The sequence below is a fragment of the Streptomyces sp. NPDC001530 genome (genome assembly GCF_042894545.1).
In the GTDB taxonomy this organism is placed as follows: Bacteria; Actinomycetota; Actinomycetes; order Streptomycetales; family Streptomycetaceae; genus Streptomyces.
This window is the reverse complement of sequence record NZ_JBIAVS010000007.1, coordinates 309582-332313: the sequence shown is the minus strand read 5'-3', so window position 1 is coordinate 332313 and position 22732 is coordinate 309582. Positions and strand designations below refer to the sequence as shown.

Here is a 22732-nt window from a genome sequence, read left to right as displayed (position 1 = left end):
GATCTCCTATGCGCTACGACTCCCCGCTCGCCGCGGTGGGCAACACCCCTCTGGTGCGCCTGCCGCGGCTCTCGCCGTCCGCGGACGTCCGCATCTGGGCGAAGCTGGAGGACCGCAACCCGACGGGTTCGGTCAAGGACCGCCCGGCCCTGCACATGATCGAACAGGCGGAGAAGGACGGCCGCCTGACGCCCGGCTGCACGATCCTCGAGCCCACGTCGGGCAACACCGGCATCTCGCTGGCCATGGCGGCGAAGCTCAAGGGCTACCGCATGGTGTGCGTGATGCCCGAGAACACCTCGCAGGAGCGCCGTGACCTGCTCGGCATGTGGGGCGCGGAGATCATTTCCAGCCCCGCGGCGGGCGGCTCGAACACCGCCGTACGCGTCGCGAAGGAGCTGTCTGCCGAGCACCCGGACTGGGTGATGCTCTACCAGTACGGCAACCCGGACAACGCCGGTGCGCACTACGCGACGACGGGCCCCGAGATCCTCGCCGACCTCCCCTCGATCACCCACTTCGTGGCGGGTCTCGGCACCACCGGCACGCTGATGGGCGTGGGCCGTTTCCTGCGCGAGAACAAGCCGGACGTGAAGATCGTGGCGGCGGAGCCGCGCTACGACGACCTGGTGTACGGCCTGCGCAACCTCGACGAGGGCTTCGTCCCCGAGCTGTACGACGCGTCCGTACTGACGAGCCGCTTCTCGGTCGGTTCGGCGGACGCGGTGACCCGTACCCGGGAACTCCTCCAGCAGGAGGGCATCTTCGCGGGCGTCTCCACGGGGGCCGCGCTGCACGCCGCGATCGGCGTCGGCAAGAAGGCCCTCGCCGCCGGCGAGTCCGCCGACATCGTCTTCGTCGTGGCCGACGGCGGCTGGAAGTACCTCTCGACGGGCGTCTACACGGCCGCCACGACGGAGGAAGCGATCGAGACGTTGCAGGGACAGCTCTGGGCGTAGCGGGTGCGAGGGCTGGGGCGGGGCGGTCTTTCGCCCCGGCCGGCAACCTTTCAGCCCGGCCGGATATCTGCAGCCCGTCCGGCGTTTGAGGACGAGCGCGAAGCGCGATACGGGGGGGGCTGGGGGGAGCCCCCAGGGACGATGGGGGTCCCCCTGCTCGAGCGAAGCCGAGAGCTGAAGCCGAGAGCTTGGGGGAGGGTAGGGGCGGAGGGGGCGAAGAAACCAACCCCCCACCCACCTCAGCCCGCCAGATACCGCACCTGGTCCCACAGCACCGGGTCCACCACCCCCACCCGCCGCCGGAAGTCCCACACAGGAACCTCCCGCAGCTCATCCGTCTCCAGAAAGCTCGCCCGCCCGTGGGCATCCCCCACGGCCCCCGGCGGCAACGGAATCACCCCGGCCCGCTCATCGTGGTACTTGCTGGTGATCTTCGCGACGGTGGCGTGATCCCCCCGCACGGTCAGCACGAGACAGGGCCGATCCTTGATCCCGGGCCCGTCCTCGTACGGCACGTCCGCCCACCAGATCTCCGCCGGCCGCGGCCGAGGCGCCCCTCGCCGCACCCCCGCCCGCCCCGGCGGACGCGCACGTCCGGCCGGCCGGCGCCCTCGGCGCCCCCAGCCGTCCACCAGCGTCGCGACCAACGCGAGCAGCACCACCGCCGCCAACGCGAGCCACCAGGACGTGTCCATACCGAAGAAGGTACCGGCGCGCATCCGCACCCGCTTCTCATCACTCCCCGCCCGCCCCAACTCGACGCGCCCGGCCCACGCCAGGTCCATCCGATCCGGTGACAGCACAGGTGAGTTCGCCCACAACGACCCCTGGCGGAGGAGCGACCGGCCCTTTTGCGCCTTACGCTCGACGGACCGCACGACCCCTGTTCCCGTATCCGCTCCGAGTGCCTGAAGCGAGTATCTGCTCACCGCATCTGCTCTCTGCACTTCCTGCCAGCGCGGAGGTTCCAGCTCTTATGAAGCTCACCGTCGTCGGCTGCTCGGGGTCGTTCCCGTCCGCGGAATCGGCCTGCTCGAGCTACCTCGTAGAGGCCGACGGCTTCCGGCTGCTTCTCGACATGGGCAACGGTGCCCTTGGCGAGCTGCAGCGCCACTGCGGTCTCTACGACCTCGACGCGATCTTCCTCAGCCATCTGCACGCCGACCACTGCATCGACATGTGCGCGTACTTCGTCGCGCGCTACTACCGCCACGACGGCGGCCGCTGCGCCCCGATCCCGGTCTACGGCCCCGAGGGCACCGAACAGCGCCTGACCATGGCCTACGGCGACACGCCCTCCGCCTCCTCGATGAGCGAGGTCTTCGACTTCCACACGGTCAAGCCGGGCACGTTCGAGATCGGCCCGTTCACCGTGCACACGGAGCGGGTGCGCCACCCCGTGGAGGCATACGGCATCCGCGTGGAGCACGAGGGGAGGTCGCTGACGTACTCCGGGGACACGGGCGTGACCGAGGCCCTGGACGAACTCGCCCGCGACACGGACCTGTTCCTGTGCGAGGCCGCGTTCACCCACGGCAAGGAGAACATCCCGGACCTCCACCTCAACGGCCGCGAGGCAGGCGAGACCGCCGCCCGCGCCGGCGCCCGCCGCCTGCTGCTCACCCACATCCCGCCGTGGACGGACCCCCAGGTCAACCTGGCGGACGCGCGCGTGGCGTACGAGGGTCCGGCGGAACTGGCGATGCCTCGGCTGTCGTACGAGATCTGACAAGCCGAGCCCATACGCACGACAAGGCCCCCGGAGATCACTCCGGGGGCCTTCTCGCGCTGGTGTACAGGTGGCTGCCCTATGTACAGGTGGCTACTTGGCCTCGGCCTTCTGCAGCTCCGCCAGCTCCTCGTCGGACTCGCGGCCCGGCGTCGGCAGGTTGAACTTGGTGATCGCGAAGCGGAAGACGACGTAGTAGACCGCCGCGAAGCACAGGCCGACCAGGACCAGGCCCCACGGGTTGGTCGCGATGCCGAGGTTCAGGCCGAAGTCGACGGCGCCGGCCGAGAAGCCGAAGCCGTCCTTCATGCCGAGCGCCCAGGTCAGCGCCATGGAGACACCGGTGAGCAGCGCGTGGATGGCGTACAGGACCGGCGCGATGAACATGAACGTGAACTCGATCGGCTCGGTGACACCCGTGACGAAGGAGGTCAGCGCGATCGAGAACATCATGCCGCCGACGACCTTGCGGCGCTCGGGGCGGGCGCAGTGCACGATCGCCAGGCACGCGGCCGGGAGGCCGAACATCATGATCGGGAAGAAGCCGGTCATGAACTGTCCGGCGCTCGGGTCGTGGGCCAGGAAGCGCGCGATGTCACCGCTCTTGCCGTGGTACTCGCCCGCCTGGAACCACGGGAACGAGTTCAGCAGGTGGTGCATGCCGATCGGGATCAGGGCGCGGTTGGCGACACCGAAGATGCCGGCGCCGACGGCACCCGAATTGACCAGCGTCTCACCGAAGTTGTGCAGACCCGTGCCGAGGACCGGCCAGATGTAGCCGAAGACGATGCCGATCAGCAGACCCGCGAAGGCGGAGAGGATCGGGACGAGTCGGCGGCCGCCGAAGAAGCCTGCCCAGTCGGGCAGCTTGGTGCGGTAGAAGCGCTGGTAGAGGAGGGCGACGACGAGGCCCATCACCACACCGCCCAGGACCTTGGCGTCCACCGGGGCGTCGACCATGACGACCTTGCCGTCGACGGCCGTCGCCACCTTCGGCAGGTTCTTGTCGGTGAACGTGGCGAGCACGTTCTTGAAGACCAGGTAGCCGACCACGGCCGCGAGCGCCGTCGAACCGTCCGACTTCTTCGCGAAGCCGATCGCGATGCCCACGGCGAACAGCAGTGCCATGTTGTCGAGAATCGCGTTGCCGCCGGCGGCCATGAAGCCGGCGATCTTGGTGAGGAACGTGGGGAAGGACGGGCGACCGAGCATGTCGGTGTTGCCGAGGCGTACCAGAAGCGCGGCGGCGGGCAGGACCGCGACCGGCAGCATCAGGCTGCGGCCGATGCGCTGCAGAACAGCCATCGCGCCGGCGCCCTTCTTCTTGTCGGCCGCGGGAGCGGCGCTGGCCGTGGACACAACTTCCTCCAGTGGGCAAGGCGCCGCCCAGGGGACAGGGAAGGGTGGGGACGGCGTGGTCTACACCACTCAGTGGTGTAGACCTGTTGTAGCACGGTGAAGGCTGGATAAGGAACCCGCGAATTTTGTGGCCTGGGTCATAAGGGGAGGAAGTAGTTCCAGGCATGACGAAGGGCCCATGGACCGGTAGGTCCAAGGGCCCTCGCGCAGAGGTGGAGGCTATGCCTTCGTGATGTCCTCGACCTCTTCCTCCGGCTCCCGCCCCGGAGTCTTCAGATCGAACGTGGTGATCGCGAAGCGGAAGATCACGTAGTACGCGAGGGCGAAGCACAGCCCGATCGGAATGATCGCCCAGGGCTTGGTCGCCAGGTTCCAGTTGATGACGTAGTCGATCAGACCGGCCGAGAAGCTGAAGCCGTCGTGCACGCCCAGCCCCCAAGTCACGGCCATGGAAACGCCGGTGAGGACCGCGTGGATCACATAGAGCACCGGCGCGACGAACAGGAAGGAGTACTCGATCGGTTCGGTGATGCCCGTGACGAACGAGGTCAGCGCGACGGAGAGCATCAGACCGCCGACCTCCTTGCGGCGGTTCGGCTTCGCGCAGTGCGTGATCGCCAGCGCGGCGGCCGGCAGCGCGAACATCATGATGGGGAAGAACCCCGAGGTGAACTGGCCCGCGTCCGGATCGCCCGCCAGGAACATGTTGATGTCACCGTGCACGACCGTCCCGTCCGGCTTGGTGTAACTGCCGAACTGGAACCAGATGGGCACGTTCAGGAATTGGTGCAGACCGATCACCAGCAGCGCACGGTTGGCCACACCGAACACACCCCCGCCCCACGCGCCCAGACTCACCAGCCAGTCGCTGAAGTTCTCCAGCCCGTCACCGATCGGCGGCCAGATCCACAGACACAGCGCGGCGAACACGATCGCCACGAACGCCATGATGATCGGCACCAGCCGCCGCCCGTTGAAGAAGCCGAGCCAGTCCACCAGCCTGGTGCGGTGGAAGCGCTGCCAGAAGTACGCGGTCAGCAGCCCCATGATGATGCCGCCGAAGACCCCCGGATTCTGGTACGTGAACCCCGTCACGGAGAAGTCGGGTGCCTGGCAGCCGATGTTCTGGATGACCTTCGCCTGCTGTGCGCAGCTCTCCGGGAACTGGTGCAGCACGCCGAAGTAGACGAGGAATCCCGCGACCGCCGCGAGCGCGGTGGACCCGTCCGCCTTCTTCGCCATGCCGATGGAGACGCCCACGCAGAACAGCAGCGGCAGCCCGAGCGAGCCGTCCAGCAGCGCACCGCCGGCGCCCTTCATGACCTTGGAGACGTTGTCCCAGCCGAGCCCGTCGGGGCCGAACACATCCGGCTGTCCGAGGCGGTTGAGGATGCCCGCGGCCGGCAGCACCGCGATGGGGAGCTGGAGACTGCGACCCATCTTCTGCAGACCCTGGAACAGATGGTTCCAGCGGGCCTTCGCGGGCGCGGCAGTGCTGTCGGCACTCATGAGCGTCCTCCGGACCGGCCGGTTTGGCTACGGTTCACTGACTGGTGTAGACCAGTCGAGGAACGGTTGCGCTGTCGTGATCGCCATCATGGGGCAACGACGACATGACCGCTCGCGAAGTTGGGCCAACTGTGGGTTACTGCGACAAAGCGGTTCGGATCAGGGAGTAGGACATGGCCACCAAGGCTGAGAAGATCGTCGCCGGGCTCGGCGGCATCGACAACATCGAAGAGGTCGAGGGCTGCATCACCCGCCTGCGCACCGAGGTCAACGACCCCTCGCTCGTCGACGAGGCCGCCCTGAAGGCCGCCGGCGCCCACGGAGTCGTCAAGATGGGCACCGCCATCCAGGTCGTCATCGGCACGGACGCGGACCCGATCGCGGGCGAGATCGAAGACATGATGTGAGACCTGGAGTTCTTCAGCTCTGAGGTCTGCCGGGCCGGCTCCTCAGCTCTGTGGCTCACCCCGAGGGGCTGCTTCCGTTACCGGCGGCAGCCCCTCACCCATATGCGGATAGGCTCATCAGCATGTCTCGCATCGACGGCCGCACCCCCGAACAGCTGCGCCCCATCACCATCCAGCGTGGCTGGAGCAAGCACGCCGAGGGCTCCGTCCTCGTCTCCTTCGGCGACACCAAGGTCTTCTGCACCGCCTCTGTCACCGAGGGCGTCCCGCGCTGGCGCAAGGGCAGCGGCGAGGGCTGGGTCACCGCCGAGTACTCCATGCTCCCCCGCGCCACCAACACCCGCGGCGACCGCGAATCCGTACGCGGCAAGATCGGCGGCCGTACGCACGAGATCAGCCGCCTCATCGGCCGCTCCCTGCGCGCCGTCATCGACTACAAGGCACTCGGCGAGAACACCATCGTCCTCGACTGCGACGTCCTCCAGGCGGACGGCGGCACGCGCACCGCGGCCATCACCGGCGCGTACGTGGCGCTCGCCGACGCCGTCACCTGGGCGAAGAACAAGAAGCTGGTGAAGGCCGGCCGACAGCCGCTGACCGGCACCGTGAGCGCCGTGTCCGTGGGCATCGTCGACGGAGTCCCCCTCCTCGACCTCTGCTACGAGGAGGACGTGAAGGCCGAAACCGACATGAACGTCGTCTGCACCGGCGACGGCCGTTTCGTCGAGGTCCAGGGCACGGCGGAGGCCGAGCCCTTCGACCGCAAGGAACTGAACGCCCTCCTGGACCTGGCCGTCGCGGGCTGCGACGAACTCGCCGCCATCCAGCGCGCGGCACTCGAAACGTCGATCGAGGCAACCGCGCGTTAACCCTTCGCGTTCTTAGAGGTACGGGCGTACGGTCCAGCCGTGCGCCCCGCCGACCACGTCACGGGGGCGAGCCGACCGCATCACCGGTCGAGCCGACCGCAGCACGGGGTCGGACCACATCATGCCCACGGGGAGGGACCGTTCCATGGCCGCGCGCCACCGCCGCCGCACCGCCGCATTCGCCGTCGTCGCCGCACTCGTCGCCCTGCCGGCGGCCGTCGGCTGCGACGCGGTCGACAAGGCCCTGGACTGCGTCCAGACCGCCGACTCCATCGCCGACAGCGTCACCGACCTCCAACAGGCCGTCGAGAACGCGGCGAACGACCCGACGCAGACCGACGAGTCCCTCAGCTCGATAGAGAACAACCTCGACAAGATCGGCGACAAGACCGACAACGCCGACCTCAACAAGGCGGTCGACGACCTCGACAAGGCCGTCGGGAACGTCCGCACGGCCATCAAGAACGGCGACAACACCCCCGACATCAGCCCGGTCACGGACGCGGCGGGCGAACTCACAAAGGTCTGCACCCCGTAACGGAGAAGCTCCGGCTCCCGGGCACTGACCGCCCCTTGGCTACGGGGCGCACTTTGGACACTGGTCGCACCTTGGGAACTGGTCGGCCCCTGGTACGGGTCGCCCCTTGGCTACGGGGCGGCCCTTGGACGCTGGTCGGCTCTTGGGCACCGCACCGCTGGCTCTTGGATACTGATGCCCATGACCCGCCTGATCCTCGCCACCCGCAACGCCGGAAAGATCACCGAGCTGAAGGCGATCCTCGCCGACGCAGGACTCACCCACGACCTCGTCGGCGCGGACGCCTACCCCGACATCCCCGACGTCAAGGAAACCGGCGTCACCTTCGCCGAGAACGCCCTCCTGAAGGCCCACGCCCTGGCCCAGGCCACGGGCCTGCCCGCGGTCGCGGACGACTCCGGCCTCTGCGTCGACGTCCTGAACGGCGCCCCCGGCATCTTCTCCGCCCGCTGGGCCGGCCGCCACGGCGACGACAAGGCCAACCTCGAACTCCTGCTGGCCCAGCTCGCCGACATCGACGACGCCCACCGGGGCGCCCACTTCGCCTGCGCGGCGGCCCTGGCCCTCCCCGACGGCACGGAGAGAGTGGTCGAGGGCCAACTCCGCGGCACCCTCCGCCACACCCCCACCGGCACCAACGGCTTCGGCTACGACCCGATCCTCCAGCCGGAGGGGGAGACGCGCACCTGTGCCGAACTGTCCCCCGAGGAGAAGAACGCGATCAGCCACCGGGGAAAGGCGTTCCGGGCACTGGTACCGGTGGTGCGGGAGCTGTTGGGCTGAGGGCTCGCACGGAAACGGCCTGCGAATCGATCCTTCGATTCGCAGGCCGTTTGCGAGTGCGGCGGAAGGGATTCGAACCCTCAAGCCGTTTCACGGGCCACAGATCCTAAGTCTGCTGCGTCAGCCGTTGCGCCACCGCCGCTAGCCGCCTGCCATCGTACCGGCCAGGCGCCCGGGGGCGAGCCGGGGTTTGTGTCAGGCTGCTCCAGCGCGCCGTCTGCCGCCTCGGCACCAGGTACTGGTCATCGCATGGCAGTTGGGGCACGACAGTCGCAGGTTCTGGCGACGGTCGTCACTCCAGTCGCCGTTGATGTCGCCGAGATCGTCGGTGACGCCTGGGCACAGGAGCGCAGGCCGGTGCCGGGGCGACCGGGCCTGCCTCCCGAGGTGTGGATCGCGGTCCTCTGATCCGAAGGGTCGGGTCTAGATGCCGAGGTCCTTGATGATCTTCGCTACGTGACCCGTCGCCTTCACGTTGTACAGGGCCCGCTCGACCTTGCCGTCCTCGTCCACGATCACCGTGGAGCGGATGACGCCGACGACTGTCTTGCCGTACAGCTTCTTCTCGCCGAAGGCGCCGTAGGCTTCCAGGACGGTCTTGTCGGGGTCGCCGACCAGGGTGACCTTCAGGGACTCCTTGTCGCGGAACTTGGCGAGCTTCTCGGGCTTGTCGGGGGAGACGCCGATGACGTCGTAGCCGGCGCCCGCCAGTAGGTCGAGGTTGTCCGTGAAGTCGCAGGCCTGCTTGGTGCAGCCGGGGGTCAGGGCGGCCGGGTAGAAGTAGACGATGACCTTGCGGCCCTTGTGGTCGGCGAGGGAGACCTCGTTGCCGTCGGCGTCGGGCAGGGTGAAGGCGGGGGCGGTGTCGCCGGGCTGGAGTCGCTCGCTCATCGGTACCTCACGTGGCCGGGGTGCGGAATGGATACGGAACGAGCGTAATGGGGGGTGCCGAGGGGTGCGGCGCCGTGCGAGCTGACAGACTGTCGAAGGCAGAGAACCGGACACGACCACGGAGGCAGCGCGGTGTCGGATACGTCGAGAACGTCGGATACCAGGACTCCGGCGCAGATCGAGGCGGACATCAAGAGCCGCCGCGAAACCCTCGCCGAGACGCTCGACGAGATCGGCGTGCGGGTGCACCCGAAGACCATCGTCGGGGACGCCAAGGCCAAGGTCGTCTCCAACATCGACCACACGCTGGGGCGGGCGTACGTCGGCGTCAACCGTGTCGTCAGCGATGTGAAGGGCCAGCTCGTCACGGAGGAGGGCGCGCCGCGGCTCGAGCGCATCGTGCCGGTGGCCCTGGTCGTGGTGGGGATCATCGGGCTGCTCGCCGTGGGCTCGCGGCGACGCAAGGGCTGACCCACCCACGTACGAAAGCGGCTGAGGCAGGTAGGTTCGGGGCGTGAGCGCCAATCGGGAAAAGCACAGCACCCAACACGACAAGTTGCCCATCCGGATGCTGCACGACCGCGTGCTGGTGCGGCAGGACGCCGCCGAGGGCGAGCGGCGTTCCGGCGGCGGCATCCTGATCCCCGCGACGGCGGCCGTCGGCCGGCGCCTCGCCTGGGCCGAGGTCGTCGCCGTCGGGCAGAACGTCCGGACGGTGGAGCCGGGCGACCGCGTCCTGTACGACCCCGAGGACCGCGCCGAGGTCGAGGTGCGCGGGATCGCGTACGTGCTGATGCGCGAGCGGGATCTGCACGCGGTGGCCGCGGACCGGTTCGAGGGGTCCGAGGACTCGACCGGCCTGTACCTGTAAATCGCAGCCCAAAGGGGTTGGTGACCATCGTCACCAGCCCCTTTTGCCGTTCCTTTGCTACCTTTGAAGGACCGACGAGACGCGCCGTACCGGGCGGAGAGCGAAAGAGCTCCCAGGCAAAGACGACGCACCCCTGTTGATTGATCACGGAGGTGCCTCTCATGGCCTGGATCCTGCTGCTCGTCGCCGGTCTGCTCGAAGTCGGCTGGTCGATCGGCATGAAGTACACCGACGGTTTCACGCGGCTGGTCCCGAGCGTCCTCACGGGCGCGGGCATCGTCGCGAGCATGGTCCTGCTGTCGTACGCCGCCAAGTCGCTCCCGATCGGTACCGCCTACGGCGTCTGGGTCGGCGTCGGCGCGGCCGGTGCGGCGGTGCTCGGCATGGTCGTGCTCGGTGAGCCGGCGACCGCCGCCCGGATCTTCTTCGTGTGTCTGCTGCTGGTGGCCGTGGTGGGGCTGAAGGTCACCTCAGGGCACTGAGGTCTACCGGTCGGGCCACTGACGTCCACGCCTCGGACCACTGACGTCGACGCGTCAGGCCACCGAGGTCTACGAGCGTCTCTGCGAGGGCCGGCCGAGCAGCCCCGTCCCCGTAGTCGTCCCCGTCGTGCCGCCGTCCGTCGTGCCGCCCGTGGTGGTGTCACCACCCGTGGTGGTGGTGTCGCCCGTGGTGCCTTCGGTGGTGGTGTCGCCGCCTGTCGTCGTGTCGCCGGTGGTGTCGCCGCCGTTCGTCTCGCCTTCCGTCTGTCCTTGGGTCTGGCCCTGGTCCTGGCCTTCCGTCTGTCCTTGGGTCTGGCCCTGGTCCTGGCCCTGCGTCTGGCCCTGGGTCTGCCCCTGGTCCTGGCCCTCGGTGTCCTCGTCGCCCGTCTCGGTGCCGCCGTTGTCCCCGCCGGGGGTGGAGGGCGTGCTGGGTTCGATCGGCGGGAGTTCCTGCTGCTCGGCGCCCGGCTGGAGTTGGAGGTCGAAGTCCGACGCGGCGGTGCCCGTGAGGGCGGCCTTCGTGAACTGGGCCCAGATCTGCGCCGGGTAGCCGCCGCCGTTGATGCGGGTCTCGCCGAGGGCGCCGTACAGGGATTTGTGGGCGCCCGTCTCGGGGTCCTGGCCCATGACGGAGACGACGGTGGCGAGGTCGGGGGTGTAGCCCGCGAACCAGGCGGCCTGGTCCTCCTCGGCGGTGCCGGTCTTGCCCGCGGCGGGCCGGCCGGCGGCCAGCGCGGCCGTGCCGGTGCCGCTCTCGACGACGCTCCGCAGGACGGACGTGGTCGTGTCCGCGGCCTCCCGGCTCACCGCCTGCTTCGTGTCCCGGGCCGGCAGTCTCACATCCGGCGCGCCGTCCTTGGTGATCTTCTCGATGATCGTGTACGTGCCGTGCTTGCCGTGGTTGGCGAGCGTGGCGTACGCCTCCGCCATGTCGAGGACGCTGGCGGTGGCCGAGCCGAGCGCGATGGAGGGGGAGGCGGTCAGGTCCGGTGTGTTGGACGGGATGCCGAGATCGACGGCCGTGTCCTTGACCTTGTCGGAGCCGACGTCCACGGCCATCTGCGCGTACACCGCGTTCACCGACTTGTCGGTGGCGCGGCGCACCGTGATGTCGCCGTAGGAGAGGCCGTCCTCGTTCTCGGGCGCGTAGTAGCCGCCGTTCCAGCCTTGTACGGGGCGCTTGTTGGTGCCGTCGTAGAGGGTGTTGGGGGTGATGGTGCGGCCGTCCTGGGTCGTCGAGTCGTTCTGCACGGCGGAGGTGAAGACGAACGGCTTGAAGGTGGAGCCGACTTGGTAGTCGCGGCGGGTCGCGTTGTTGACGTACTGCTTGGTGTAGTCGATGCCGCCGTACATCGCGACGACCTTGCCGGTGGAGGGGTCGATGGCGGCGCCGCCCGCGCGGACGTAGTTGTCGACCTTGCGGTTCTTCTTGTCGAGCTTGTCCATCACCTGGTCGTCGACGGCCTTGATGAAGGCGTCCTGCCTGGGCTTCTGCAGGGTGGTGGTGATGCGGTAGCCGCCGGTCTGGAGGGTGTCCTCGTCGATGATCTTGTTCTGGATCAGGTAGTCGTTGACGGCCTTCACGACGTAGCCGCGCTGACCCGACATGCCCGCCGAGCCCTTGGCCTGTTTCGGCATCGGGAACTTGACGTTGTTCCGGTCCGACGGGCTCAGCCACTTCTTCTTGACCATGCCGTCGAGGACGTAGTTCCAGCGGGCGACGGCCGCGGACTTGTTCTCGGGGTGCGCGATCACGTCGTATTCGCTGGGCGCGTTGAGGAGCGCCGCGAGGTAGGCGCCCTGGCCGACCGTCAGATCGCTCGCGTCGACGCCGAAGTAGGCCTGGGCGGCGGCCTGGATGCCGTACGCGTTGCGGCCGTAGTAGCTGGTGTTGAGGTAGCCCTCCAGGATGTCGTCCTTGCTCTTCTCCCGGTCGAGCTTGATGGAGATGAAGAACTCCTTGACCTTCCGCGTGGCGGTCTGCTCCTGGCCCAAGTAGTAGTTCTTCACGTACTGCTGGGTGATCGTGGAGCCGGACTGCTTGCCCTTGCCGGTGACCGTGTTCCAGCCGGCGCGGACCATCGCCTTCGGGTCGACCGCCGACTCGGAGTAGAAGTCGCGGTCCTCGGCGGCGAGGGTCGCGTGCTGGGCGTCCTTGGAGATCTGCGCGAGCGACACGTTCTCCCGGTTGACGTCGCCGTCGCGGGCGAGCTGGCTGCCGTCCGCGTAGAGGTAGACGTTGCTCTGCTTGGTCGCGGCGGCGTTCGCGGGCGGGATCTTCACCAGGTAGTAGCCGAGGGCGAAGAGGCCGATCAGGAGCAGTATCACGCCGAGCACGGTGCCGAGCACGATCCGCCAGGTCGGGATGAGCCGACGCCAGCCGGTGCGCTGGGGCCGCTGCTTCTTCCCGGGCTTGCCTGGCGCTCCCTGTGGTGCCGGTGCCGGTGCCGGTGCCGGTCGCGGTTCCGGGTCCCTGGGTGCCCAGCCCTGGCTGTTCTGCTGCGGCTGCGGCTCGTCGCTCATTTGTCGCCGGACTCCTGTTTCGCGTGCGTACGTTCCCGTACGCCCTCGTACGCCTTGTGCGCCCCTCTTGAAGACTGTCGCACCAAGCGTTCCGTTCCCTGTTCCCGGCACGCGTCGCGCCGGAAAATGCCTGGCGGGCCACGTCAACCCCGGGCTAGGCTCCTGCGCTTTGGCTCAACGCGGCGGAGAGGAGCGGGTTGTGGGCACGGGACGGTTGTACGCGGCCGTCGCGGTCGGCGGGTTCCGGCGCTACGCGACCTATCGGACGGCCACGGCGGCGGGGGTGTTCACCAACACGGTCTTCGGGCTGATCCTGGCGTACATCTTCATCGCGCTGTGGGACGACAGGCCGCATCTCGGCGGCTACGACCAGGCGCAGGCGCTCAGTTATGTGTGGCTCGGCCAGGCGCTGCTCATGGTGGTGGCGGTGATGGGCGGCGGCTTCGAGGACGAGCTGATCGAGCGAATCCGTACGGGTGACGTGGCGATCGACCTGTACCGGCCCGCCGACCTGCAGTTGTGGTGGCTCGCCCAGGACGCGGGCCGGGCGCTGTTCCACCTGCTGGGACGCGGGGTGGTCCCGCTCGCCTTCGGGGCGCTCTTCTTCGACCTCGCGCTGCCCGCCGACCCGTTGTCCTGGATTGCCTTCCTCGTCGCGGTGGTCCTCGGGGTGGTCGTCAGCTTCGCGATCCGCTTCCTGGTGGCGCTGTCCGCGTTCTGGCTCCTCGACGGGGCGGGTGCGGTGCAGCTGGCGTGGATCGCGGGGATCTTCTGCTCGGGGATGCTGCTGCCGCTGAACGTCTTCCCGGGCGCGCTGGGAGAGTTCGTACGCGCCCTGCCCTGGTCGTCGCTGATCCAGGCCCCCGTGGACGTCCTGCTCGGCACGGCGAACCCGCTGGGCACGTACGCCTTCCAGGCGGCCTGGGCGGTCGGGCTGCTCGCGGCCGGGCGGCTGGTCCAGTCGGTGGCTACGCGGAGGGTGGTGGTGCAGGGTGGTTAGCCGGGTGGACGAGAAGCCGAGGGGTGAGAAGCCGAGGGGCGAGCGGGCGGTGGACGGACCGGCGCGGGTGGCTGATCCGAGGTGGCCCGAGAAGCAGGGGGCGTACGCCCGGTTACGCGACGGAGTGCGCGCCTATCGCATGATCGCCGCGATGTGGGTGCGCTCCACGATGGCCTACCGCGCCTCCTTCGCGATGACCACGTTCGGCAACTTCGCGGGGACCGCCCTCGACTTCGTCGCGATCCTGCTGATGTTCTCCCAGGTCGACCGGCTCGGCGGCTACAGCCTCCCCGAGGTCGCCTTCCTGTACGGCGTCGCCGGCACCGCCTTCGGGCTCGCCGACCTGGTGCTCGGCTCGATGGACCGGCTCGGGCGCCGGGTGCGCGACGGCACGCTCGACACGCTCCTGGTGCGCCCCGTGCCCGTCCTCGCGCAGGTCGCCGCGGACCGCTTCGCGCTGCGCCGCCTCGGCAGGGTCACCCAGGGACTGCTGGTCCTCGGGTACGCCCTCGCCGTACTCGACATCGACTGGACACCGCTCCGGCTGCTGATGATCCCGCTGATGCTGCTCAGTGGCGGCGCGATCTTCGGGGCCGTGTTCGTGGCGGGCGCGGCCTTCCAGTTCGTCGCGCAGGACGCCTCCGAGGTGCAGAACTCCTTCACGTACGGCGGCAGTACGCTCCTGCAGTATCCGCCGACCGTCTTCGCCAAGGACCTGCTGCGCGGGGTGACCTTCGTCTTCCCGCTCGCCTTCGTCAACTGGCTGCCCGCGCTGTACGTGCTGGGGCGGCCCTATCCGCTCGACCTGCCGACGTGGGTCGCCTTCGCAGCGCCGCTGGTCGCGGCGGGCTGCTGCGCGCTGGCGGGGATCGCCTGGCGCGCGGGACTGCGTGCGTACCGGAGTACGGGGAGTTGACCGACGTGGACAGTGATTTCGACGCGGACAGTGATTTCATCGAGCTCGACGGGGTCGAGAAGGTCTTCGACGTGCGCAAGAAGACCGGCTTCCTGCGCAGTGAGCGGCGACAGGTGCGCGCCGTCGACTCCCTCTCGTTCACCGTGCCGCGCGGCGAGATGGTCGGCTACATCGGCCCGAACGGTGCCGGCAAGTCGACCACCATCAAGATGCTGACCGGCATCCTCACGCCGAGCGGCGGCCGGCTGCGGGTCGCGGGCATCGACCCGTCCCGCGAGCGGACGCGGCTCGCGCGGCGCATCGGGGTCGTGTTCGGGCAGCGTACGACCCTGTGGTGGGACCTCCCGCTGATCGACTCGTACCGGCTGATGCACCGCATGTACCGGATCCCGGACGGGCGTTACCGCGAGAACCTCGACCGCTGCGTCGAACTCCTCGAACTCGGCACCCTGTTGGACGTGCCCGTACGCCAGCTCTCCCTGGGCCAGCGGATGCGCGGCGACATCGCGGCCGCGCTGCTGCACGACCCGGAGGTGCTCTACCTCGACGAGCCGACGATCGGGCTCGACGTGATCAGCAAGGCGCGGGTCCGGGATTTCCTGCGGGACCTGAACGCCGAGCGTGGCACGACCGTCCTGCTCACCACGCACGACCTCACCGACATCGAGCAGCTGTGCCGACGGGTGATGGTCATCGACCACGGGCGGCTGATGTACGACGGCCCGCTGACCGGGCTGCACGAGGTGGGGGAGAGCGAGCGGACGCTGGTCGTGGACCTGGAGCGGGAGCTTCCACCGATCGAGGTGGAGTCGGCGCGGGTGGTGAAGGTGGAGGGGCCGCGGCAGTGGCTCGCCTTCCCCGCGGCCCAGTCGGCGGCGCCGCTCGTGGCACGGATCGCGGCGCAGTATCCCTTGGTGGATCTCTCGGTGCGGGAGCCGGACATCGAGGCGGTAATCAGCCGCATGTATGAGGGGAAGGCGGTCTCGTAGCCGGGGCAGAGGGCGGTCTCCTGGCCGGGGGAGGAAGCGGTCTCGTAGCGAGGCTTTGGCGGATTGGCGGGCCGCATAGCCCCTCGGGCGGGGAACTCGTAGGCTGCTGTACATGACCGACGACGAACTCCCGGAGCTGCGCGCCTCCGACGCCGATCGTGAACGAGTCGCCGACCAGCTGAGGGATGCCCTCGCGGAGGGCCGCCTCGACATGGAGGAGTTCGAGGAGCGGCTGGAGGCGACGTACAAGGCGCGCACCTACGGGGAGTTGACGCCGATCACCCGCGATCTGCCGACCGCGGGTGTGCCGTCGCCCGTGGTGAACATGGTCAAGCAGCCCGCGCAGAGGGGAAGTTGGTCGGGGCGGATCGTCGGCGGCGAGGGTTCGTCCTCGTGGGGCGTCGCGATCCTGTCGGGCTTCGAGCGCAAGGGGCGCTGGACCGTGCCGCGGCGCTTCAACTCCTTCGCCTTCATGGGCGGCGGCGAGATCGACCTGCGCGAGGCGAACTTCGCCGACGGCGAGGTGGTGATCAACTGCATCGCGATCATGGGCGGCGTGAACGTCGTCGTACCGCCCGGCGTCGAGGTCGTCGTCCGCGGGATCGGCATCATGGGCGGCTTCGACCACCGCGAGGAGGGCGAACCCGGGGAGCCCGGCGCCCCCCGCGTGATCGTCACGGGCTTCGCCTTCTGGGGCGGCGTCGGCGTCGAACGCAAACTGACCCGCGCCGAGCGCCAGCGGCTGAAGGAGGAGCGCCGCCAGGAGAAGCTCGAACGGAAGGCGGCCCGCAAGGAGTTGCAGGGCTCTCAGGGTTCACAGACCGACGGTCTGGGCGACATGTTCGACGCCCTGGACGAGGCCCGCGACCTGATCCGCGAACGCCACGAGGAGCGCCGCGAACGGCACGAGGAGCGCAGGGAGCGCCACCGGGAACGCAGGGAGCAGCGCGACAGGCGCCGCTACGGCGACTACTGACTCCCGGCCGGCTGGAGCGCCGCCCGTCAGGGGCGCGGGGCTGTGAATTATGCGGCTCCGCCGCGTGGGCGCGACCAGCCACGACGAACCCGCACCCGGAAGACTGTTACAGCTCAGCCGGCGCCGACCCCTTCAGATCCTCCAGGTCGAACACCTCGGCCATCCTCTTGTACCCCTTGTCACTGGGGTGCAAGTGATCCCCCGAGTCGTAATCGCCCCGCAGCCGCCGCGGGTTGTAAGGATCACGAAGCGCCGCGTCGAAGTCGACAACGGCGTCGTACACCTTCCCCGCCCGGATCTCCGCGTTGACCGCCTGCCGCACGGCATCCCGCGCGTCCGTGTACCCCCGGTGCCCCTGAAACGGCATCAGGGTGGCCCCAGCGACCCGCAGTCCGCGGGCATGCGCCTGCCGCACCAGCTTCCGCAGCCCGTCGGTGATCGTCGCGGGATCGACCTGGTTCGGGTTGCGCAGAATGTCGTTGACCCCGAGGTCGATGACGACGGCCTTGACGTTCGTACGGTCGAGGACGTCACGTCCGAAGCGGGAGAGGCCACTTGGGTTGTCGGCCGGGCGGCCGAGCCCCGCGGCCAGGATCTGGTTGCCGCTGATGCCCTGGTTGACGACGCTGTAGCGCGGCGCGTCGGACGAGCCGGCCGCGTCGCGCAGCCGGTCCGAAAGGACGTCGGTCCAGCGGTGGTTGGCCCCGACCGTGGAGGTGATGCCGTCGGTGAGGGAGTCGCCGAGCACGACGACGGTGCCCACCGAGTCGTCGCTCAGCACGTCGAGCGCGGTCAGATAGCGCCAGTACTCGCTCTGCTCGGTGTACGCGGTGCCGCTCACGTCCTCCGTGCGGTCGCCGTCGGCGACGTACGAGATCTGCCGCGCGTGCGGGTGGTAGGTGACCGGGCCGGACGGCGTGGGCGAGTACGTCGTCACGAGGACGTCCGAGCCGTGCGGGATCCGCACGCGCACGGCGTCGCTCAGCACCTGCTCCCCGGCCGGGACGATCACCGAGGTGCTGCCGCCGAAGGTGAGGCGGCGCATGGTGTCGGTCGCGGCGGCGGCGTTGTTCACGGTCGCGGCGACGGCGATGGTGGCGTGCGTGATGTTCAGCGGCTGCTGTCCGTAGAGGTTGGACAGCGTGACGCGGGCACTCGTGCCCCCGGCGCTCGCGTGCACGACGTTGCGCACGGAGCGGCCCGCCATGCCGTTCGTCTCCGTGCCGGGCTCGGCTCCGACGGGGGAGGCCGACCAGGCGCCGACCCAGGCGCCGGTGGAGGCGGGGGCGGCGGAGTTGTGCGGGGCGCGGCCACTGGCGAGGTTGTTCCGGTCCCCGGAGCCGTCGTCGGCCGAGACACCGACGTATATGGCGGCGGAAAGAACCACGATCACGGCGATGATCGCGGCGAGCAGGGCATAACCGTGACGCTTGGTCATGCGGTGCGTGTCTCCTCGGGCGATGGGAGCCCGAGGCTCCGATGTGATGACCCCATGATGCGTCATGGGGTGGCAGAGCGCCGACAGCGCCCCTTAAGGGTTCCCCTGGTCGATTCCCCGTCCGAACAGACGCCGGGAACTCCTGTTCCGTTCCAGGAGTAGGTCAGGAAGGGACAATGTGTACGGGGTCGCCGGACGGGTGGAGCGGATGGAACGTACGAAACGGGAAGAAATGGGTGCCGAAGGGCAGCATGCCCGGCCGGACGCCGCCGTGAACCCGGTGGTGACCGCCCCCGGGCCGCCGGGCCGGGCGATGACCACCTTCAGCCCCGCCGACGAGGAGAAGCGCCGGGGCGTCCGCCGGATGAAGATCACGGCGACCGGCCTGCTGCTCTTCGTCGCGCTCGTGTACGTCCTCGCCAAGTGGGGGCAGAACGCGGGAGCCGGCGTCTGGACCGGATACGTCGCCGCGGCCGCCGAGGCCGGCATGGTCGGCGCGCTCGCCGACTGGTTCGCGGTCACGGCCCTCTTCCGCCACCCGCTCGGCCTGCCCATCCCGCACACCGCGATCATCCCCACCAAGAAGGACCAGCTGGGCATCTCGCTCGGCGAGTTCGTCGGCGAGAACTTCCTCTCCGAGGAGGTCGTACGACAGCGGCTGCGCGCCGTCGGCATCGGCAGCCGGCTGGGCGCCTGGCTCGCCGTACCGGACCACGCCGACCGGGTGACGGCGGAGCTCTCCGCCGCTCTGCGCGGCGCGCTCACGGTGCTGCGCGACTCCGACGTGCAGGCGGTCGTCGGCGAGGCGATCACACGGCGCGCCGACGCCCAGGAGATCGCGCCCGGCATAGGGAAGATGCTGGAGAAGATCGTCGCGGACGGCGGCCACAAGCGGGTCGTCGACCTGATCTGCGTACGCGCCCACGACTGGCTGGTGCTGCACGACGAGCAGGTCATGGACGCGATCGAGGGCGGCGCACCCGGCTGGACCCCCCGCTTCGTCGACAGGAAGGTCGGCGAGCGGGTCTACAAGGAGCTGCTCCGCTTCGTCACCGAGATGCGCGACGCGCCCGCCCACCCGGCCCGCGGCGCCCTGGACCGCTTCCTCACCGACTTCGCCTCCGACCTCCAGTCCGACACGGACACCCGGGCCCGCGTGGAGCGGCTGAAGGTCGAGGTCATCGGGCGCGGCGAGGTGCAGGAACTGATCGCCTCCGCCTGGACGGCCGTACGGTCCATGATCGTGTCCGCCGCCGAGGACGAGCGCAGCGAGCTCCGGCTGCGGGTGCGCGCCTCCCTGCTGTCGCTGGGCGCCCGCATGGCCACCGATCCCAAGCTCCAGGCCAAGGTCGACAGCTGGGTCGAGGGCGCCGCGGTGTACGTCGTGACGACGTACCGCAAGGAGATCACCTCCCTCATCACGGACACCGTCGCGGGCTGGGACGCCGAGCACACGACCCGCAAGATCGAGGCCCACATCGGCCGCGACCTGCAGTTCATCCGGATCAACGGCACGGTGGTGGGCTCGCTGGCGGGGCTGCTGATCTATGTGGTGTCGCGGGCGGTGGGGGCGTAGGCCGCTGGGGGCGTAACAGGCGTAACCTCAATTGCCCGCAGGTTTGTCGGGCGGCTCGGACGCATCTGAGTACGAGCATCTGAGTACGCGTACTCTGTCGGGCCCTCGCCGGGCGCGGAACCCTCGTACGCATGACCGAGAAGCTGTTGAGCCCCTTGCGAACGCGCCCCTGGCCGGAACGCTGGCTGACGCGCGTGCTCGGCGCCGCCCTCTCCTGCGCGGCGTACCTCGTCTGCCTGCCCTGGGACCTGCGCAACCGCCCCGAGACGGCGGATTCGATCGTCGAGACGACGCCGGTGAGCGGCCTGGGAGTCGTGTTCCTCGGCGTGCTCCTGCTGGCCCTGGCCGCCTACTTCGGCCACCGGGACGCGCTGGCCTGGCCGCTGCTGCTGGTGGCGGTGCCGCCGGCGACCTTGCTGTACGTGTCGCTGCGCACGCACCCCGGGCCGCCGGACGGATTCGCCAACGCGTGGCCGCTGGCGTGGGCGTTCTTCACGCTGCTGATGGCGGCCGGGGTGCTCGTCGCGGCCGCGGTGGCACGGCAGTTCAGGGCGGACCTGGTGGACGAGGAGCTGAGCCTGGCCCACCGATGGTGACGGGCGCGGGCCCACTGTCCGCAGACTTGAGGCAGGGCCGGCCGCAGACCTGAGGCAGGGCCGACAGAACTGAGGCAAGGTCGGCAGAACTGAGGCAGGGCCGGCAGGACTCAGGCAAGGCCGGCTCACTGGCCGTAGAAGTACCGCGAACCCTTCTCGATGAAGTACGAGGCGTAGACGCGCCCGAGGGCCGGCTTGCCGCGGTACATCCCCACGTACTGGCGGGTGCTGTCGACCACGACGGGCCGGGTCATGCAGGCGAACTTGATGCGCTGCTGCTCCTCGGCCCACCGTACGGCGGCCGGATCGACACGGTCACTGACCAGCAGCGGGAAGGCGCCGACCCCGTTCTGCATACCGACGGGGAGGCCGCCCTTGGTGTCCTTGGCGTACTTCATCACCTGGTCGGTGAAGGCCGAGATGGCGGGGACGGTTATCTCCGGGACCGCCGCGGCCACCGTGAACAGGTGCAGTTTGGTGGCCATCCAGCGCATCTTGAAGTCGGCCCGCCGCCCCACGAGCACAGGCACCCCGGCCCAGTCCTCCCACCGCGTGGCACATCCGTCGGCCGTCAGCCGGCCCTCCACCGAGGCGAGGTAGGCCTGCGGCGCCGCTTGCTCTTGCTGTCCGTACATGGGCGGGATCCTAAGCCCCCGTGGTGGACCCCGGTCGCACGATCATCAGGACGGTGACGGTGGCCCAGAGGAGGTTGAAGATCCCGGTGAACATGGCGAGCTGGACGGTCGTCTTCCGTGACACGTTCTGTGCCACCGCGATCTCGCTGCCCCCGGCATCCCAGACCCCCTCCGCGATGGCGGCCTGCCTGGGCAGGACCAGCGCGATGAGCACGAGCGCGGCGAGGGTCGTCAGCGCGATCGAGACGATCAGCCAGGCGTCTCCGAGTACGCCCATGTTGCTCGCCGTGGCGAACCCGAAGACGGGAACGACGACGCCGACGGTGGCGTACACACGGCAGATACGGTGCAGCAGCCGCACCGTGGACACGGCTTGGGCGTTCCCCGGCTCGGCCAGCAGTCTGCGCGCGCTGGGCGGGAACATGCTGGCGGCGACCGTGACGGGCCCGACGGCGACGATCGCGGCGAGGACGTGAACAGCGAGGAGGAACTTGGTCACGGGGTGACGGTAGGGGCCGGAGCGGATCTTGCAGAAGTGGCACTTTTGCCAGGGGGTAACGGATTCTCGCCACGACCGTCATGGCCTCACGGCAAGGGGGTTCTCCGGAGTCTCCGGGGACTGTCGAGTGGGTGAGCGGCTGACCACAACCCGTCGTGTGCCTACCCTCTAGCCATGCACACCGTGGCCGTACTGGCGCTCGACCAGGTCATCCCGTTCGATCTCTCCGCCCCGATCGACACCTTCGGCTGGGCGCGGCTGCCGGACGGGCGGGCGGCGTACCGGATCCGGGTCTGTTCGGTCGCGGCGGACCACGAGGTGAGCGCGGGCCCGTTCGCGCTGCGCGCCCCCTACGGCCTGGAGGCGCTGGCGGACGCCGACACGATCATCCTGCCCGGCGTCGCCGACCCCACCGTCCCGCTGCCGCCGGGCGTCGCGGAGGCGCTTCGCGCGGCGGCCGCGAACGGCACCCGTATCGCCTCGATCTGCGTCGGCGCATTCGTCTTCGCCGCCACCGGGCTGCTGGACGGGCTGCGCGCGACCACCCACTGGATCGCGGCCCAGGACCTGGCGGCCAGGTATCCCGCCGTGACCGTCGACCCGAACGTCCTCTACGTCGACAACGGCCAGTTCCTCACCTCGGCGGGCGCGGCCGCGGCCCTCGACATGTGCCTGCACATGATCCGCAAGGACCACGGGTCCGCCGTAGCCGCGCACGCCGCCCGGATGTCCGTCATGCCGCTCGAACGGGAGGGCGGCCAGGCCCAGTTCATCGTCCATGACCAGCCGCCGGTACCGGCCGGTACGACCATGGAGCCCCTCCTCGACTGGCTGGAGGAGAACGCGGGCCACGACCTGACCCTGGAGGACATCGCCGCCCACGCCGGCATGAGCACCCGTACGCTCAACCGCCGCTTCCGCGAACAGACCGGCACGACACCCCTCCAGTGGCTGCACCGGGCGCGGGTGCGGCGCGCCCAGTACCTCCTGGAGACGACCACGTATCCGGTCGAACGCATCGCGGCCCAGGCGGGGTTCGGCTCGCCGACGGCGTTCCGGGAACGCTTCAAGCGGGTGGTGGGGACGAGTCCGTACGCGTATCGGCGGGCGTTTCAGGGCGTGGAGGGAGGGGGCGGGGCGACGTCGGTCCGCTGACCGAGTCCCTCTCCGGCCGGTCCCGTCCCCCG

The 22732-nt window shown here is 69.4% G+C and carries 24 protein-coding genes, 1 tRNA gene and 1 pseudogene; 16 read left to right on the top strand and 10 right to left on the bottom strand.

Features of this window, described 5'->3' with window-relative positions:
* Positions 1–8: 8 nt before the first annotated feature.
* Positions 9–959 carry a PLP-dependent cysteine synthase family protein gene (locus ACFY0T_RS16640; protein WP_388870173.1) on the top strand — a complete coding sequence of 317 codons (951 nt, stop codon included), beginning with the start codon at positions 9–11 and terminating at the stop codon, positions 957–959.
* Between the two features lie 239 nt (positions 960–1198).
* Here ACFY0T_RS16640 and ACFY0T_RS16635 read toward each other — a convergent pair whose 3' ends face one another.
* Positions 1199–1654, bottom strand: coding sequence for a type II toxin-antitoxin system PemK/MazF family toxin (locus tag ACFY0T_RS16635; RefSeq protein WP_388870525.1), 456 nt, complete (start codon positions 1652–1654; stop codon positions 1199–1201).
* Between the two features lie 281 nt (positions 1655–1935).
* Between ACFY0T_RS16635 and ACFY0T_RS16630 the strand changes: the two genes are divergently transcribed.
* The gene (locus ACFY0T_RS16630) at positions 1936–2688 is read left to right on the top strand and encodes an MBL fold metallo-hydrolase (RefSeq protein ID WP_388870170.1); all 753 of its coding nucleotides are present in this window, start codon (positions 1936–1938) and stop codon (positions 2686–2688) included.
* A gap of 93 nt (positions 2689–2781) precedes the next feature.
* Here ACFY0T_RS16630 and ACFY0T_RS16625 read toward each other — a convergent pair whose 3' ends face one another.
* Complete coding sequence (locus ACFY0T_RS16625) at positions 2782–4047, bottom strand: PTS transporter subunit EIIC (RefSeq protein ID WP_388870167.1); 1266 nt, start codon at positions 4045–4047, stop codon at positions 2782–2784.
* A 219-nt stretch (positions 4048–4266) separates the two neighbouring features.
* The gene (locus ACFY0T_RS16620; RefSeq protein ID WP_388870164.1) at positions 4267–5556 is read right to left on the bottom strand and encodes a PTS transporter subunit EIIC; all 1290 of its coding nucleotides are present in this window, start codon (positions 5554–5556) and stop codon (positions 4267–4269) included.
* 173 nt (positions 5557–5729) lie between these two features.
* Here ACFY0T_RS16620 and ACFY0T_RS16615 point away from each other — a divergent pair, with 173 nt between their 5' ends.
* From ACFY0T_RS16615 to rdgB, 4 genes are all read left to right on the top strand, one after another.
* Positions 5730–5963, top strand: coding sequence for a PTS glucose/sucrose transporter subunit IIB (locus ACFY0T_RS16615; RefSeq protein WP_362501359.1), 234 nt, complete (start codon positions 5730–5732; stop codon positions 5961–5963).
* 122 nt (positions 5964–6085) lie between these two features.
* Complete coding sequence (gene rph, locus ACFY0T_RS16610; RefSeq protein WP_388870161.1) at positions 6086–6832, top strand: ribonuclease PH; 747 nt, start codon at positions 6086–6088, stop codon at positions 6830–6832.
* A 145-nt stretch (positions 6833–6977) separates the two neighbouring features.
* Positions 6978–7370, top strand: a complete 393-nt coding sequence (locus tag ACFY0T_RS16605) for a hypothetical protein (RefSeq protein WP_388870158.1) — start codon at positions 6978–6980, stop codon at positions 7368–7370.
* A 180-nt stretch (positions 7371–7550) separates the two neighbouring features.
* Positions 7551–8153 carry an RdgB/HAM1 family non-canonical purine NTP pyrophosphatase gene (gene rdgB, locus ACFY0T_RS16600; protein WP_388870156.1) on the top strand — a complete coding sequence of 201 codons (603 nt, stop codon included), beginning with the start codon at positions 7551–7553 and terminating at the stop codon, positions 8151–8153.
* A gap of 57 nt (positions 8154–8210) precedes the next feature.
* On the opposite strand, the gene ACFY0T_RS16595 is transcribed toward rdgB, so the two are convergent.
* The 3 genes and pseudogenes from ACFY0T_RS16595 to bcp form a co-directional block, all read right to left on the bottom strand.
* Positions 8211–8295: transfer RNA gene (locus ACFY0T_RS16595), tRNA-Leu, on the bottom strand.
* A 53-nt stretch (positions 8296–8348) separates the two neighbouring features.
* A pseudogene (locus ACFY0T_RS16590) lies at positions 8349–8468 on the bottom strand (HNH endonuclease); the annotation flags it as partial.
* A 108-nt stretch (positions 8469–8576) separates the two neighbouring features.
* Entirely contained in the window at positions 8577–9044 is a 468-nt protein-coding gene (gene bcp / locus ACFY0T_RS16585; protein ID WP_388870153.1) for a thioredoxin-dependent thiol peroxidase, read from the bottom strand.
* A gap of 132 nt (positions 9045–9176) precedes the next feature.
* On the opposite strand from bcp, the gene ACFY0T_RS16580 reads away from it, so the two are divergent.
* The 3 genes from ACFY0T_RS16580 to sugE all read left to right on the top strand — a co-directional run bounded on the left by ACFY0T_RS16580 (position 9177) and on the right by sugE (position 10397).
* The gene (locus ACFY0T_RS16580; protein ID WP_388870150.1) at positions 9177–9515 is read left to right on the top strand and encodes a DUF3618 domain-containing protein; all 339 of its coding nucleotides are present in this window, start codon (positions 9177–9179) and stop codon (positions 9513–9515) included.
* A 97-nt stretch (positions 9516–9612) separates the two neighbouring features.
* Complete coding sequence (locus ACFY0T_RS16575) at positions 9613–9915, top strand: co-chaperone GroES (RefSeq protein WP_187285621.1); 303 nt, start codon at positions 9613–9615, stop codon at positions 9913–9915.
* Positions 9916–10076: 161 nt separating this feature from the next.
* Complete coding sequence (sugE, locus tag ACFY0T_RS16570; protein WP_388870148.1) at positions 10077–10397, top strand: quaternary ammonium compound efflux SMR transporter SugE; 321 nt, start codon at positions 10077–10079, stop codon at positions 10395–10397.
* Between the two features lie 69 nt (positions 10398–10466).
* Here sugE and ACFY0T_RS16565 read toward each other — a convergent pair whose 3' ends face one another.
* Entirely contained in the window at positions 10467–12920 is a 2454-nt protein-coding gene (locus tag ACFY0T_RS16565; RefSeq protein WP_388870145.1) for a transglycosylase domain-containing protein, read from the bottom strand.
* Positions 12921–13119: 199 nt separating this feature from the next.
* Here ACFY0T_RS16565 and ACFY0T_RS16560 point away from each other — a divergent pair, with 199 nt between their 5' ends.
* The 4 genes from ACFY0T_RS16560 (at position 13120) to ACFY0T_RS16545 (ending at position 16801) form a co-directional block, all read left to right on the top strand.
* Positions 13120–13920, top strand: coding sequence for an ABC transporter permease (locus ACFY0T_RS16560; RefSeq protein ID WP_388870142.1), 801 nt, complete (start codon positions 13120–13122; stop codon positions 13918–13920).
* A gap of 67 nt (positions 13921–13987) precedes the next feature.
* Entirely contained in the window at positions 13988–14836 is an 849-nt protein-coding gene (locus ACFY0T_RS16555; protein WP_388870139.1) for an ABC transporter permease, read from the top strand.
* A complete protein-coding gene (locus ACFY0T_RS16550) occupies positions 14833–15825 on the top strand; it encodes an ATP-binding cassette domain-containing protein (RefSeq protein WP_388870136.1) in 993 nt (330 codons plus the stop codon). The genes ACFY0T_RS16555 and ACFY0T_RS16550 overlap by 4 nt, the downstream gene beginning before the upstream one ends.
* Before the next feature lie 112 nt (positions 15826–15937).
* Positions 15938–16801, top strand: a complete 864-nt coding sequence (locus ACFY0T_RS16545; RefSeq protein ID WP_388870133.1) for a DUF1707 domain-containing protein — start codon at positions 15938–15940, stop codon at positions 16799–16801.
* A 106-nt stretch (positions 16802–16907) separates the two neighbouring features.
* On the opposite strand, the gene ACFY0T_RS16540 is transcribed toward ACFY0T_RS16545, so the two are convergent.
* Complete coding sequence (locus ACFY0T_RS16540; protein ID WP_388870131.1) at positions 16908–18239, bottom strand: SGNH/GDSL hydrolase family protein; 1332 nt, start codon at positions 18237–18239, stop codon at positions 16908–16910.
* A gap of 208 nt (positions 18240–18447) precedes the next feature.
* On the opposite strand from ACFY0T_RS16540, the gene ACFY0T_RS16535 reads away from it, so the two are divergent.
* Together ACFY0T_RS16535 and ACFY0T_RS16530 are read left to right on the top strand one after the other, a co-directional pair.
* The gene (locus tag ACFY0T_RS16535) at positions 18448–19815 is read left to right on the top strand and encodes a DUF445 domain-containing protein (protein ID WP_388870128.1); all 1368 of its coding nucleotides are present in this window, start codon (positions 18448–18450) and stop codon (positions 19813–19815) included.
* Positions 19816–19946: 131 nt separating this feature from the next.
* Positions 19947–20411 carry a hypothetical protein gene (locus ACFY0T_RS16530; protein WP_388870125.1) on the top strand — a complete coding sequence of 155 codons (465 nt, stop codon included), beginning with the start codon at positions 19947–19949 and terminating at the stop codon, positions 20409–20411.
* Positions 20412–20536: 125 nt separating this feature from the next.
* On the opposite strand, the gene ACFY0T_RS16525 is transcribed toward ACFY0T_RS16530, so the two are convergent.
* Positions 20537–21046 carry a levansucrase gene (locus tag ACFY0T_RS16525; protein ID WP_388870123.1) on the bottom strand — a complete coding sequence of 170 codons (510 nt, stop codon included), beginning with the start codon at positions 21044–21046 and terminating at the stop codon, positions 20537–20539.
* 10 nt (positions 21047–21056) lie between these two features.
* Positions 21057–21545, bottom strand: a complete 489-nt coding sequence (locus ACFY0T_RS16520; protein ID WP_388870120.1) for a DUF2269 family protein — start codon at positions 21543–21545, stop codon at positions 21057–21059.
* Between the two features lie 174 nt (positions 21546–21719).
* On the opposite strand from ACFY0T_RS16520, the gene ACFY0T_RS16515 reads away from it, so the two are divergent.
* Positions 21720–22700 carry a GlxA family transcriptional regulator gene (locus ACFY0T_RS16515; protein WP_388870117.1) on the top strand — a complete coding sequence of 327 codons (981 nt, stop codon included), beginning with the start codon at positions 21720–21722 and terminating at the stop codon, positions 22698–22700.
* Positions 22701–22732: the final 32 nt, after the last annotated feature.

What these genes read in the sequence shown, in the direction of transcription:
- ACFY0T_RS16640 (WP_388870173.1), top strand. Translation starts at nt 9, where the DNA reads ATGCGCTACGACTCCCCGCTCGCCGCGGTGGGCAACACCCCTCTGGTG.
- ACFY0T_RS16635 (WP_388870525.1), bottom strand. Translation starts at nt 1,654, where the DNA reads ATGGACACGTCCTGGTGGCTCGCGTTGGCGGCGGTGGTGCTGCTCGCG.
- ACFY0T_RS16630 (WP_388870170.1), top strand. Translation starts at nt 1,936, where the DNA reads ATGAAGCTCACCGTCGTCGGCTGCTCGGGGTCGTTCCCGTCCGCGGAA.
- ACFY0T_RS16620 (WP_388870164.1), bottom strand. Translation starts at nt 5,556, where the DNA reads ATGAGTGCCGACAGCACTGCCGCGCCCGCGAAGGCCCGCTGGAACCAT.
- ACFY0T_RS16615 (WP_362501359.1), top strand. Translation starts at nt 5,730, where the DNA reads ATGGCCACCAAGGCTGAGAAGATCGTCGCCGGGCTCGGCGGCATCGAC.
- rph (WP_388870161.1), top strand. Translation starts at nt 6,086, where the DNA reads ATGTCTCGCATCGACGGCCGCACCCCCGAACAGCTGCGCCCCATCACC.
- ACFY0T_RS16605 (WP_388870158.1), top strand. Translation starts at nt 6,978, where the DNA reads ATGGCCGCGCGCCACCGCCGCCGCACCGCCGCATTCGCCGTCGTCGCC.
- rdgB (WP_388870156.1), top strand. Translation starts at nt 7,551, where the DNA reads ATGACCCGCCTGATCCTCGCCACCCGCAACGCCGGAAAGATCACCGAG.
- bcp (WP_388870153.1), bottom strand. Translation starts at nt 9,044, where the DNA reads ATGAGCGAGCGACTCCAGCCCGGCGACACCGCCCCCGCCTTCACCCTG.
- ACFY0T_RS16575 (WP_187285621.1), top strand. Translation starts at nt 9,613, where the DNA reads ATGCTGCACGACCGCGTGCTGGTGCGGCAGGACGCCGCCGAGGGCGAG.
- sugE (WP_388870148.1), top strand. Translation starts at nt 10,077, where the DNA reads ATGGCCTGGATCCTGCTGCTCGTCGCCGGTCTGCTCGAAGTCGGCTGG.
- ACFY0T_RS16565 (WP_388870145.1), bottom strand. Translation starts at nt 12,920, where the DNA reads ATGAGCGACGAGCCGCAGCCGCAGCAGAACAGCCAGGGCTGGGCACCC.
- ACFY0T_RS16545 (WP_388870133.1), top strand. Translation starts at nt 15,938, where the DNA reads ATGACCGACGACGAACTCCCGGAGCTGCGCGCCTCCGACGCCGATCGT.
- ACFY0T_RS16540 (WP_388870131.1), bottom strand. Translation starts at nt 18,239, where the DNA reads ATGACCAAGCGTCACGGTTATGCCCTGCTCGCCGCGATCATCGCCGTG.
- ACFY0T_RS16535 (WP_388870128.1), top strand. Translation starts at nt 18,448, where the DNA reads ATGGAACGTACGAAACGGGAAGAAATGGGTGCCGAAGGGCAGCATGCC.
- ACFY0T_RS16530 (WP_388870125.1), top strand. Translation starts at nt 19,947, where the DNA reads ATGACCGAGAAGCTGTTGAGCCCCTTGCGAACGCGCCCCTGGCCGGAA.
- ACFY0T_RS16525 (WP_388870123.1), bottom strand. Translation starts at nt 21,046, where the DNA reads ATGTACGGACAGCAAGAGCAAGCGGCGCCGCAGGCCTACCTCGCCTCG.
- ACFY0T_RS16515 (WP_388870117.1), top strand. Translation starts at nt 21,720, where the DNA reads ATGCACACCGTGGCCGTACTGGCGCTCGACCAGGTCATCCCGTTCGAT.